We start from the raw sequence: 12,457 nt of genomic DNA, 5'->3' as shown, positions 1-12,457 counted from the left end.
CCTGATGCGGGGAAGGACAGGCTGCGGATAAAGCGGGCCGGGACAGCCATGGTCAGTGCGCCACGGCCGCGGCTGCCGCCTCGTCGATCAGGCGTCCGGTGCGGAAGCGATCGAGCGTCAGACCCGCCGCCAGCCGATGCGGCTCGCCCTTGGCGATCAGATGGGCGAACAGGTTCGCCGAACCCGGCGTCGCCTTGAAGCCGCCCGTGCCCCAGCCGCAATTGACGAACAGGTTCGGTACGGGCGTCACGCCCTGGATGGCCGAGCGGTCCGGCGTGTTGTCGGTGATGCCGCCCCACTGGCGCATCATCTTGACGCGGCGGAAGATCGGAAACAGTTCGCAGATCGCATCCAGCGTGTGGGTGATGATCTGCAGGCCGCCGGTCTGGGAATAGGAATTGTACTGGTCGGTGCCGGCGCCGATGACAAGTTCGCCCTTGTCGGACTGCGAGATATAGGCGTGTACCGTGTTCGACATGACGACGCAGGGGAAAATCGGCTTCAGCGGCTCGGACACCAGCGCCTGCAGGGGCACCGAATGCAGCGGCACGCGCACGCCAGCCATCGCCATGATAACGGAGTTGTGGCCCGAGGCCGAGACGCCGATTTTCTTCGCGCCGATGAAGCCGCGATTGGTGTCGACGCCGGTGACGGCGCCGTCCGGCCCGCGGCGGATACCGGTGACCTCGCAGTTCTGGATGATGTGGACACCGCGGTCGGATGCGGCACGCGCGTAGCCCCAGGCGACAGCATCATGGCGGGCAGTGCCGCCGCGGCGCTGCAGGGCGGCACCGTTGATGGGGAAGCGGGCGGCAGCCGAAATGTCGAGCGGGGGACAGAAGTCCTTCGCCTGCTCGGGAGACAGCCACTCATTGTCGATGCCGTAGAGGCGGTTCGCATGAATGTGGCGCTTGAACACCTGCTGGTCGTGAATGCCGTGCGACAGCATCATCACGCCGCGCGGCGAATACATGACGTTGTAGTTGAGATCCTGCGACAGGTTTTCCCAGAGCTTCAGCGAGTGCTCATAGATGTCCATGCTCTCGTCATAGAGATAGTTGGACCGGATGATGGTAGTGTTGCGGCCGGTATTGCCGCCGCCGAGCCAGCCTTTTTCAAGCACGGCGACATTGGTGATGCCGTGCTCCTTGGCAAGATAATAGGCTGCGCCCAGGCCGTGCCCGCCGCCGCCGATGATGATCGCGTCATAGGCGGCCCGCGGCTCCGGAGAGACCCACTGCGCTTCCCAGCCCTTGTGCGCCCGCATGGCTTCGCGTGCCACGGCAAAAACCGAATATTTGCGCATTCGCCTGATCTCCTGTCCGGGACGCCCCGTCTCTTCAACACATCGCAAATCGGAGCGCGTCGCAACGTCCATTTTGCGACGTGGCACGCCCTCACTTTCGACACTGCGAAAATGACGGCGATTCGGTCTGCGCCGCGCCCGGTTCCCCGGCCGCAAGCCGGCCGATAAATGATCCAGGCGCGATTAGGCGCGGGTCGTGGCACGACTGAGGCAGGGTACCCCTTGAGATGTCGATTGCGCGTGCCAGATAGGTTTCATCGGCGTCCGTTTCGGGCGCGGGTGGACTTTAGGGCATTCATCTGCTACTTGCCGCCCACCCTCGCGGGGTTTCGGCCCTTGCGATCAACGAACCGCGCCGTTCGGCTCTGCTTCTAGCACAGCCTGGAGATCGGCCCACAGACAATAGCCTGAGCATGTCTCGGCTCGATATCAAGGAATGGTAAGCACGTGCAGGTACTCGTTCGCGACAACAATGTTGACCAGGCGCTTCGTGCGCTGAAGAAGAAGCTGCAGCGCGAAGGCGTCTTCCGCGAGATGTGCGCCCGCGAAGCCTATGAAAAGCCGTCGCAGCGCCGTGCGCGCGAAAAGGCCGAAGGCATCAGCCGCGTCCGCAAGCTCGCCCGCAAGCAGGCGCAGCGCGAAGGCTTGCTGCCCATGCCCAAGTCCGCCGCCAAGTTTGCGGCCAAGGCACGCTGAACGGCGGCACGCTTTGAGGATTTGGTGACGGCGGAGGCGATGCATGCGCCGCCGCCGTTTCCCTATGGCCGGCATGCCGGCCTCACGATCGCCTGATGGCGACGTGTTTCGCTTCGGCAAAGCTAGACGGCCTGTCTGCGACATGTCATCAAGGTTGGTATCCGCCGGCCGATGGTGTATTCGCGACGGATGACGCACTTGCCTGAACGAACCGCTCGTTGCGGCGTTACAGTGGCAGCCGGGGCGCAAGACCGCGGACATATGACGTGCCTGAGGCATTCTTGATTTGAGGGATCAATCTTGACATCGACTGTGACGACAGAGGGTTTTGCCGGCCGGGATGCGTCCCGCGGCACACGGCGTTCCAGCCGACTGGGCATTCTCGCAGCGCTCGGCGCCGCAGTGCTGTTGTCGGCCTGCCAGACGGATCCTTCCAATGACAGCACGCTCCAGGTCGAGCGCGCGCAGGGCTCCGAGCAGAACATCGCGTCGCTTTCGGGCGTCATCAACAATGATCCGAGCAATCCCGAAGGCTACAACGTTCGCGGCTCCGCCTATGGGCGTGCCGGCGAGTTCCGCCGTGCCGTTGCCGATTTCAACAAGGCGATCGAGCTTAATCCCCGGTTCTATCAAGCCTATGCGAACCGCGCGCTGGTCGAGCGCAACATGGGCGATCTCGCCGAAGCGCTGGCCGACTACAACACGGCCCTGCAGCTCAATCCGCGCTACGACGTCGCCTATATCGGCCGCGGCAATCTCTACCGCCAGAGCGGCCGGCTTGATCAGGCCTTTGCCGACTTCAACAAAGCGATCGAGAACGACACGACCGATCCCCGCGCCTATCACAATCGCGGCCTGATTTATCAGGCGCGCAACCAGCATGGTCAGGCGATCGAGGATTTCTCGACGGCCATCTCGCTGTCGCCGAGTTCGCCGGAGCCGTATAACGGTCGCGGCATCTCCTATGTCGCGCAGAACGACGACGACAACGCCTTTGCCGATTTCAACACGGCCATCAATCTGAACGGCAAGATTGCCGAATCCTGGGCCAACCAGGCGCTTGTCTATGAGCGCCGCGGTGAAAAGGCCAAGGCCCAGCGTTCCTACAGCCATGCCCTGCAGCTCGATCCGAAATACGAGCCCGCCCGGGCCGGCCTCGCCCGCGTGAAGGCGGCTTCCTGAGGCGCATCCATCTCCCGACATGAACAAAAAACGCCGCTTCGAAGCGGCGTTTTTTGTTTCTGGATTGACGCTGAGGTGTCCCCGGGCCTCCGCTCTTTACGGGAGGGAAGCCCGGTGAGGGATCAGGTAATGACGGTCGGCTCGGTGCGGCCGGTCCGTTCCTTGATGCCGGCCAGCGTGTCCGCGGCTTCGATCAGGTCGGCAAGGGCCACCTGTGTATTGACATCGTGCTTGGCGGCGTCGGGCTCGAAGCGTTCGATATAGACGCGCAGCGTGGCGCCGGATGTGCCGGTGCCCGACAGGCGAAAGACCACGCGGGAGCCGCCGACGAACAGGATGCGGATGCCCTGATTGTTGCTGACCGACTGATCGACCGGATCGTGGTAGGAAAAATCGTCCGCCGTCTCGATCACGAGATCGCCCAGCTTGCGGCCGGGAAGCGTGCCGAGCTGCGCGCGCAGCGCATCCATCAGGCCGTTCGCGGCCGCCGAATCCACCTCTTCATAGTCATGGCGCGAATAGTAGTTGCGGCCATAGGTGGTCCAGTGCTCGCGGGCGATATCGATGACGCTTTCCTTGCGGACGGCCAGGATGTTCAGCCAGAGTAGGACCGCCCAGAGACCGTCCTTTTCGCGCACGTGGCTGGAGCCGGTGCCGGCGCTCTCCTCGCCGCAGATCGTCGCAAGTCCGGCATCGAGCAGGTTGCCGAAGAATTTCCAGCCGGTCGGCGTCTCGTAGATGCCGATGCCGAGCTTTTCGGCCACGCGGTCGGCAGCACCCGAGGTGGGCATCGAGCGGGCGATGCCGGCGAGGCCCTTGGCATAGCCGGGCGCGAGCGTCGCGTTTGCGGCGAGCATGGCGAGGCTGTCGGACGGTGTGACGAAGATGCCCTTGCCGATGATCAGGTTGCGATCGCCGTCGCCGTCCGAGGCGGCACCGAAATCGGGCGCGTCGTCGCCCATCATTTCCTCGTAGAGCGCACGGGCGTGGACGAGGTTCGGATCCGGGTGATGGCCGCCGAAATCGGGCAGGGGCACGAAGTTGAGCACGGAACCCTTGGCGGCGCCGAGCCGGTTTTCGAGGATTTCCTTGGCATAGGGGCCGGTAACGGCGCTCATCGCGTCGAAGACGATGCGGAAGCCGCCAGCGAGGTGCGCGCGGATGGCCGGGAAGTCGAACAGGGTTTCCATCAGTTCGGCGTAGTCGGAAACCGGGTTGATGACCTGCACGGTCATGCCCGCGACGTCCTGCTCGCCTTCCGCATCGAGATTGACGTCCGCGACATCGGCGATCTTGTAGGTCGCGATGGTCTTGGTATGGGCGTAGATGGCATCGGTCACCTTTTCGGGTGCCGGGCCGCCATTGCCGATATTGTACTTGATGCCGAAATCTTCCGTCGGGCCACCGGGATTGTGGCTCGCCGAGAGCACGATGCCGCCGAAGGCTTCGTATTTGCGGATGACGTGGGAGGCGGCAGGTGTCGACAGGATGCCGCCGCGGCCGACGAGAACGCGGCCGAAGCCGTTGGCCGCTGCCATCTTGATGGCGATCTGGATGACTTCGCGGTTATAGAACCGGCCGTCGCCGCCGATGACCAGCGTCTTGCCCGCAAAGCCTTCGAGACTGTCGAAGATCGACTGGATGAAGTTCTCGGCATAGTTCTGCTGCTGGAACACCGGAACCTTCTTGCGAAGCCCGGAGGTTCCGGGCTTCTGGTCGGTATAGGGCGTCGTATTCACGGTTTTGGTCATGGTTCAACCTTTCGAAAGAAGACCGGCGTAGAGCGCGGCATATCGCGTTGCACTCATATCCCAGGAGACATCGGATTTCATGCCGCGTATCTGCAGGCGCGCCCATAGTTTCGGCTGGCGCCACAGCGAAAAGACACGGCGCAGCGCGAGCCGCAGGCTTTCCTCGGACACGGGGGAAAACAGGAAGCCGGTCGCGACATTGGCCGCCACGGCCGCCTCGTTGGCATCGATGATCGTATCGGCAAGGCCGCCCGTGCGCGCCACGACGGGCACGCAGCCATAGCGCAGGCCATAGAGCTGCGTCAGGCCGCAGGGCTCGAAACGTGACGGCACGAGAATGGCGTCGGCGCCGGCCTGCATCAGATGCGACAGCGGCTCATCATAGCCGGTGACGAGACCGACGCGGCCGGGGTGCACGGCGGCGGCGGTCCGGAACGCGGCCTCAAGCGCCGGATCGCCGGAGCCGAGGACGGCGAGCGTGCCGTCATTCTCGACGATCATGTCGATCACGCCGGCAAGCACGTCCATGCCCTTTTGGTCCGTCAGGCGGCTGACGACGCAGAAGAGCGGGCCATCCGTCGCCACGAGGCCGAAGCGTTCGCGCAGGGCATCCCGGTTTGTAGCCCGTTTCTTCAGGGTACCGGCGGCATAGAGAGAGGCGATGTGCGGATCGGCCTCGGGGTTCCACACGTCGGTGTCGATGCCGTTGACGATGCCGTGGAGATCGGCGATGCGGGTGGCGAGAACGCCCTGCAGCCCCATTCCGAATTCGGGGGTGAGGATTTCCTGGGCATAGGACGGGCTGACGGTGGTGATGGCGGTGGCCGTCATCAGCCCGCCCTTGAGGAAGGACACGTCGCCGTAATACTCGACGCCCTGAACCGAGAAGGCGTTCCAGGGCAAGGCGAGTTCCGGAAAGGTGCTGGCTGGAAACTGGCCGCGAAAGGCGATGTTGTGGATCGTCAGCACGGTCGGCACATGGGCGGCACCGCCATGCTTCATGTAGACCGGCGCCAGCGCCGCCTGCCAGTCATGGCAGTGGACGAGGTCCGGCGTCCAGTCGGGAAGGAGCCCCTGCGCGATTTCGGCGGCGGCCAGCGACAGGGCTGCAAAACGCCGGAAATTGTCGGGATGGTCGATCCCTTGCGGATCGAGATAGGGTCCGCCCGGGCGGTCGAAGAGGGCAGGGGCATCCAGGACCAGAAGATCCAGGCCGTCATGATCGGCGGCCAGGATCGCTGCGGGATGGCCGAACAGCGTGTCGAAACCGCCGATCCGCTTGGTCTGCCCGATCTTCGTCATCACGGCGGGATAGCCGGGCAGCAGCGTGCGCATGCGGATGCCGTGCGGCTTCAATGCCGCGGGCAAAGCGCCCGCGACATCGGCAAGGCCGCCTGTCTTGATCAGCGGAAAGACCTCGGAGGCGACCGAAAGGACGTTCATCGCCCTCACAGTCCCAGCTTGTCGATCATCGGCTGGGTGATCAGGCAGATGCCGTTTTCCGAGCGGCGGAACCGCTTCGCGTCGAGTTCGGGATCCTCGCCCACCACGAGGCCTTCGGGGATCACGACGCGGCTGTCGATGACGACGTTCTTGAGCTGCGCATGACGCCCGATCTTGACGCTCGGCAGGATCACGGCACCGTCGAGGCGGGAGAAGGAATTCACGCGGACGCCGGTGAACAGCATACTGCGATTGAGCGAGGCACCGGAGATGATGCAATCGCCCGACACCAGCGAGGAGGTCGCCGATCCGCGCCGGTTCTCGTCGTCGTGGACGAACTTCGCCGGCGGCTTGATCTCGGCGAAGGTCCAGATCGGCCAGGTGCTGTCGTAGATGTCGAGTTCGGGCGTCACATGGGTCAGGTCGATATTGGCCTGCCAGTAGGCGTCGATCGTGCCGACATCGCGCCAGTAGGCCTCGCGCTCGAAGTCCGAGCGGACGCAGGACTCGTTGAAACGGTGGGCGATCGCCTTCCCGTGGCTCACGATGTAGGGGATGATGTCCTTGCCGAAATCGCGGCTGGAGGTTGGGTCGGCCGCATCGCGGCGCAGGATGTCCATGAGGAATTTCGTGTGGAACACGTAGATGCCCATGGAGGCCAGCGCCATTTCCGGGTTGCCGGGAATGCCCGGCGGGTCGGCGGGCTTCTCGACGAAGGCGATGATGCGGTCCTTTTCATCGACATGCATGACGCCGAAACCGGTCGCTTCCATGCGCGGGACTTCGAGGCAGCCGATGGTGACGTCGGCGCCGCTGTCCACGTGCTGCTGAAGCATCAGCTCGTAGTCCATTTTATAGATATGGTCGCCCGCCAGGATGACCATGTATTCGACGCCGTGGTCCTCGATGATGTCGATATTCTGGTAGACGGCATCCGCCGTGCCTTCGTACCACTGCGTTTCCGACACGCGCTGGGAGGCCGGCAGGATGTCGAAGCTTTCGTTTCGTTCGGGCCGGAAGAAGTTCCAGCCGTTCTGAAGGTGGCGGATCAGCGAATGGGCCTTGTACTGCGTTGCGACGCCGATGCGGCGGATACCGGAGTTCATGGCGTTCGATAGGGCGAAATCGATGATGCGCGCCTTGCCGCCGAAATAGACGGCAGGCTTGGCGCGTCGGTCCGTCAGTTCCTTCAGTCGGCTTCCGCGGCCACCGGCCAGAACGTAGGCCATGGCGTCGCGGGCCAGCGGCTGTATGCGTTTTTCCATTATATCCTCCCGATTTTGCGGTCTCTTGGCCGGTCTGCCCGCCCTCTCAAACGGGCCGACCGGCTTTATGCTTTCCTCCCGGCCGGGTGTCCGGCCCGGTCGGTTTCAGTCCTGCTCCAGCATCAGCGTGGCCAGTGGCGGCAGTGTCAGGTCCGCGCGGATCTCGCCGGACGCGGTGCGCACGGCGTGAACGACGCCGCCATTGCCCTTGCCGCTGCCGCCATAGATCTCGGCATCGGTATTGACGATTTCGCGCCAGCGCCCCTCGGTCGGCAAGGGGATCGAGTAGACCTCGCGGTAGACCGGCGTGAAGTTCGAGATGACGGCCACGGCCTTCTGGCCCGGCGCCTTGCGCAGCCACGCAAAGACCGAATTGTCGCTGTCATCGGCGATCAGCCACTCGAAGCCCTCGCCCTCGCAGTCGCGCGCATGCAGGGCCTGCTTGTTGCGATAGGTGCCGTTGAGATCGCGGATCAGGCGGCGCATGCCCTGATGCAGCGGATATTCGAGCAGGTTCCAGTCCAGTCCGCGCTCCTCCGACCATTCCGCCCACTGGGCGAATTCCTGCCCCATGAACAGCAGCTTCTTGCCGGGATAGCCCCACATGAAGCCGTAATAGGCCCGCAGATTGGCGAACTTCTGCCAGTCGTCGCCCGGCATCTTGGCGACCAGCGAACCCTTGCCGTGCACCACTTCGTCATGGGACAGCGGCAGCACGAAATTCTCGCTGAAGGCGTAGATCAGGCCGAAGGTCAGGTCGTTGTGGTGATGCTTGCGATGGACCGCGTCACGGGCCAGATATTGCAGCGTGTCATGCATGAAGCCCATGTTCCACTTGAAGCCGAAGCCGAGGCCTCCGACATGGACCGGCGCCGAGACGCCCGGCCAGGAGGTGCTCTCCTCCGCGATCGTCAGGATGCCGGGATGGCTGCCGTAGACTTCCTTGTTCATCGTCTGCAGGAAGCGCACGGCATCGAGATTCTCGTTGCCGCCATATTCGTTCGGAACCCATTCGCCGTGCTTGCGCGAATAGTCGAGGTAGAGCATGGAGGCCACCGCATCGACGCGCAGCCCGTCGAGATGGAACTTCTCCGCCCAGTAGAGGGCATTGTTGACGAGATAGGCGAACACCTCGGCGCGGCCGAAATTGTAGATCGCCGTGTTCCAGTCGGGGTGGAAACCCTGGCGAGGGTCCTCATGTTCGTAGAGGGCGGTTCCATCGAAGGTGCGCAGGCCGTGGGCGTCGGTCGGAAAGTGCGCCGGAACCCAGTCGAGGATGACGCCGAGGCCGACCTTGTGGGCGCCGTTGACGAAGCGGGCAAACCCTTCCGGCTCGCCGAACCGGGCGGTCGGTGCGTAGAGACCCGTGGTCTGGTAACCCCAGGAGGGATCGTAGGGGAACTCGCTGACCGGCAGGAATTCGATATGGGTGAAGCCCATGTCGACGCAATAGGGAATGAGCCGGCTGGCCATCTCGTCCCAGCTGAGGAAGGCACCATTGTCCCCACGTTGCCAGGACCCTGCATGCACCTCGTAGATGGAAATCGGCTGGCGGCGGGCGTCGGCAGACGCCCAATGCGCACGGTGCGCCTCGTCTTCCCAGACCTGCGCGATTTCCGGCGTGGTGACCGAGGCCGTTTCCGGCCGCAGTTCGGAGCGGCGCGCAAACGGGTCGGCCTTCAACGGCTGCAATTGCCCGTCCGGCCCGACGATTTCGAACTTATAGGGCACGCCGGCATGAACGTCGGGAATGAAGATTTCCCAGATGCCCGTATCGAGGCGCAGCCGCATGACATGGCGACGCCCGTCCCAGGCATTGAAGGCACCGACGACCGAGACGCGCCGCGCGTTCGGAGCCCAGACGGCGAAGTGAAAGCCATCGACGCCCTCGTGGCGGACCGGATGGGCGCCCAGCTTGTCGAACAGGCGAAGATGGGAGCCCTCGCGGATATAGTAGTCGTCCATCGGCCCGAGAACGGGACCGAAACTGTAAGGGTCGGTGACGGTCCAGCGTCCGCCGGCATTTTCGGCCTTGTAGCGCAGCGGCTGTGCCTTGCGCAGGCTGACGATGCCCTCGAAGAACCCGGCATCATGGCGAAGCGCCAGAGTGCCGAGGTCCTTGCCGGCCAGCGTTTCGACCGAAACCTGGGTGGCGCCCGGCAGGAAGCAGCGGACCACGACATCCTTGCCGACCGCGTGCGGGCCGAGGCTCGCGAACGGATTGGTATGCGTTCCCTCGATGAATGCTGCTACCTCGTCATCCGACAGATGCGCCGGCGACGAGGCCTCTTTCAGCTCGGAGGTCATCCGGCTCTCCAAATCTCATTGGCATACTGCCGAATCGTCCTGTCGGAAGAGAACCAGCCCATCCGTGCGGTGTTGCGGATGGTTTTGCCGTACCACTGGCTGGTGTCGGTCCAGATCGCGTCGACCTCGCGCTGCGCCTTGGCATAGGCATCGAAGTCGGCGGCGACCATGAACCAGTCGTGGGAGTAGATGCCGTCGATCAGGCCGGCGAAGCGGCTGCGGTCGTCGGGCGAGAAGACGCCGGACGCGATCGCCTGGAGCGCCTGCGACAGCTCGCGCGACGCCTCGATGACGGCCCGGGGTTCGTGGCCGTCGCGACGCAGATTGGAAACCTCTTCAGCGGTCATCCCGAAAATCTTGATGTTCTCCTCGCCGACGCAATCGCGCATCTCAACATTGGCGCCATCCAGCGTGCCGATGGTCAGCGCACCATTCAACGCGAACTTCATGTTCCCGGTTCCGGAGGCTTCCATGCCGGCGGTCGAAATCTGTTCGGACAGATCGGCGGCCGGCACCATGATTTCGGCCAGCGAGACATTGTAGTTCGGAATGAAGACGACCTTCAGCAGGCCGCGCACGGCAGGGTCGTTGTTGATCACCCGGGCGACGTCGTTCGCCAGCTTGATGATCAGCTTGGCATTGTGATAGCTCGGCGCCGCCTTGCCAGCGAAAAGCTTGACGCGCGGCACCCAGTCCAGTTCGGGATGCGAGCGGATCTGGTCGTAGAGCGAGATCGCCTCGATGATGTTCAGCAGCTGGCGCTTGTACTCATGAATCCGCTTGATCTGGATGTCGAACATCGCCGACGGATCGATGCGGATGCCCATCCGGCTCTGGACGAGCTGGGCGAGACGCACCTTGTTGTCGCGCTTGATCGAAGAAAAGCGCTCCTGAAATACCGCGTTGTCAGCATGAGCGTCCAAGGCCTTCAGGGCTTCGGCATCGTCCATGAAATCGTCGCCGATCGTCTCGCGGATCAGCGAGAACAGCTCGGGATTACACTGCATCAGCCAGCGACGCGGCGTGATGCCGTTGGTCTTGTTGTTGATGCGCTTGGGGTAAAGCTTGTGCAGGTCGGCAAACACCGTGATCTTCATCAGATCCGTGTGAAGCGCCGAAACGCCGTTGATCGAGTGCGAGCCGACAAAGGCGAGGTTGCCCATGCGCACGCGGCGGTCGCCGCTTTCGTCGATCAGCGAGATGTTGCGCACCTGCTGGTCGCTGTAATCCGTCAGTTTGCGCGCCTCGAGCAGGATCTTCGCGTTGATCGCGTAGATGATCTGCATGTGCCGCGGCAGCAGGCGCTCGAACAGCGGTACCGGCCAGGTTTCCAGCGCTTCCGGCAGCAGCGTGTGGTTGGTGTAGGAGAAGGTGCGGCGGGCGAGATCCCAGGCCGTTTCGAAATCGACGCCGTGGACGTCCGTCAGCAGGCGAACCAGCTCGGCGACGGAGACCGCGGGATGCGTGTCGTTCAGCTGGATGGCGACCTTGTCCGGCAGGGAGGTGAAGTCGGGATATTGCTGGAGATGGCGGCGCAGGATGTCCTGCAGCGAGGCGGAGGAGAAGAAGAATTCCTGGCGCAGGCGCAGTTCCTGGCCGGCCGGCGTCGCGTCTGCCGGATAGAGAACGCGGGCGAGCGCCTCGGCCTTGTTGCTTTCGCGCAGCGCGCCGATGTGGTCGCCGGCATTGAAGGCATCGAGCAGGATCGGGTCGATCGGATGGGCGCTCCAGAGGCGCAACGTATTGGTGCGCTTGCCGCGCCAGCCGACGACCGGCGTGTCGCAGGCCGTGGCGATCACGCGCTCGGCCGGCTTCCAGACATAGCGGGTGAGTTCTTCATCGATGTTGACCGTCTCGACCGAGCCGCCGAAACCGATTTCGTACGAGCTTTCGCGGCGTTCGAACTCCCAGGGGTTGCCGTGCGCCAGCCAGGTTTCCGGCAGCTCGACCTGCCAGCCATCCGCCATCTGCTGGCGGAAAAGGCCGTGAACGTAGCGGATGCCGTAGCCGTAGGCGGGGATATCGACGCTCGCCATGCTTTCCATGAAACAGGCGGCAAGCCGGCCGAGGCCGCCATTGCCGAGTGCGGCATCCGGTTCCAGTTCGGCGATCACGTCGATATCGACACCGAAGGAGGCCAGAGCTTCCTTCAGCTCGTCCATCAGGCCGATATTGGTCACGGCATCGCGCATCAGGCGACCGATCAGGAACTCGAGCGACAGGTAATAGACGCGCTTGGAGTTGTCGGTATAGGCCTTGCGGGTGGATTCCATCCAGTTGTCGGTGATGCGGTCGCGCACGACCAGGATCGCGGCCGTCAGCCAGTCATGCGGCTTGGCAACCTTGGGGTCCTTGCCGATGCGGTAGGTCAGGCGCTCGATGATCTCCTGCGCCAGAATTTCGGCGCTCGACTCGCGGCGTGCGGCGTTCGGAATTTTCTCATTGGAGATACGGCTGACCATGGATTCGGGCTACCCTCTTGAACGTTGTTCCGACACCACCGATGG

Annotated in this window: 8 protein-coding genes; 2 read left to right on the top strand and 6 right to left on the bottom strand. The window is 63.6% G+C overall.

Annotated elements, in window-relative coordinates:
* Window positions 1–52: 52 nt before the first annotated feature.
* Complete coding sequence (locus C8J36_RS15340; RefSeq protein ID WP_062595881.1) at window positions 53–1,306, bottom strand: sarcosine oxidase subunit beta family protein; 1,254 nt, start codon at window positions 1,304–1,306, stop codon at window positions 53–55.
* Between the two features lie 447 nt (window positions 1,307–1,753).
* Between C8J36_RS15340 and rpsU the strand changes: the two genes are divergently transcribed.
* The gene (rpsU, locus tag C8J36_RS15335) at window positions 1,754–2,002 is read left to right on the top strand and encodes a 30S ribosomal protein S21 (RefSeq protein ID WP_132536110.1); all 249 of its coding nucleotides are present in this window, start codon (window positions 1,754–1,756) and stop codon (window positions 2,000–2,002) included.
* Window positions 2,003–2,374: 372 nt separating this feature from the next.
* A complete protein-coding gene (locus tag C8J36_RS15330) occupies window positions 2,375–3,184 on the top strand; it encodes a tetratricopeptide repeat protein (RefSeq protein WP_244481253.1) in 810 nt (269 codons plus the stop codon).
* A 122-nt stretch (window positions 3,185–3,306) separates the two neighbouring features.
* Here the strand turns inward: C8J36_RS15330 and C8J36_RS15325 are convergent, their stop codons facing one another.
* From C8J36_RS15325 to C8J36_RS15305, 5 genes are all read right to left on the bottom strand, one after another.
* Complete coding sequence (locus C8J36_RS15325; protein ID WP_132536108.1) at window positions 3,307–4,935, bottom strand: alpha-D-glucose phosphate-specific phosphoglucomutase; 1,629 nt, start codon at window positions 4,933–4,935, stop codon at window positions 3,307–3,309.
* Window positions 4,936–4,938: 3 nt separating this feature from the next.
* Window positions 4,939–6,378: a glycogen synthase GlgA gene (glgA, locus tag C8J36_RS15320; RefSeq protein ID WP_132536106.1), complete on the bottom strand. Its 1,440-nt coding sequence runs from the start codon at window positions 6,376–6,378 to the stop codon at window positions 4,939–4,941.
* Window positions 6,379–6,383: 5 nt separating this feature from the next.
* Window positions 6,384–7,646 (bottom strand): glucose-1-phosphate adenylyltransferase, encoded by a 1,263-nt coding sequence (glgC, locus tag C8J36_RS15315; RefSeq protein WP_062595876.1) that lies wholly within the window; start codon window positions 7,644–7,646, stop codon window positions 6,384–6,386.
* 102 nt (window positions 7,647–7,748) lie between these two features.
* On the bottom strand, window positions 7,749–9,950 hold the full coding sequence (gene glgB, locus C8J36_RS15310; RefSeq protein WP_132536104.1) for a 1,4-alpha-glucan branching protein GlgB: 2,202 nt from the start codon (window positions 9,948–9,950) through the stop codon (window positions 7,749–7,751).
* Window positions 9,947–12,412, bottom strand: coding sequence for a glycogen/starch/alpha-glucan phosphorylase (locus tag C8J36_RS15305; protein ID WP_062595874.1), 2,466 nt, complete (start codon window positions 12,410–12,412; stop codon window positions 9,947–9,949). Before C8J36_RS15305 ends, glgB begins: the two co-directional genes overlap by 4 nt.
* Window positions 12,413–12,457: the final 45 nt, after the last annotated feature.

The sequence above is a fragment of the Rhizobium sp. PP-F2F-G48 genome, assembly GCF_004342335.1.
Lineage (GTDB): Bacteria > Pseudomonadota > Alphaproteobacteria > Rhizobiales > Rhizobiaceae > Ferranicluibacter.
Note: the sequence above shows the minus strand (reverse complement) of the source record. Positions and strands in the feature narration are given on the sequence as shown.

Bases quoted from the DNA above. Each gene is read 5' to 3' on its own strand.
- C8J36_RS15340 (WP_062595881.1), bottom strand. From the start codon at position 1,306: ATGCGCAAATATTCGGTTTTTGCCGTGGCACGCGAAGCCATGCGGGCG.
- C8J36_RS15325 (WP_132536108.1), bottom strand. From the start codon at position 4,935: ATGACCAAAACCGTGAATACGACGCCCTATACCGACCAGAAGCCCGGA.
- glgA (WP_132536106.1), bottom strand. From the start codon at position 6,378: ATGAACGTCCTTTCGGTCGCCTCCGAGGTCTTTCCGCTGATCAAGACA.
- C8J36_RS15305 (WP_062595874.1), bottom strand. From the start codon at position 12,412: ATGGTCAGCCGTATCTCCAATGAGAAAATTCCGAACGCCGCACGCCGC.
- glgB (WP_132536104.1), bottom strand. From the start codon at position 9,950: ATGACCTCCGAGCTGAAAGAGGCCTCGTCGCCGGCGCATCTGTCGGAT.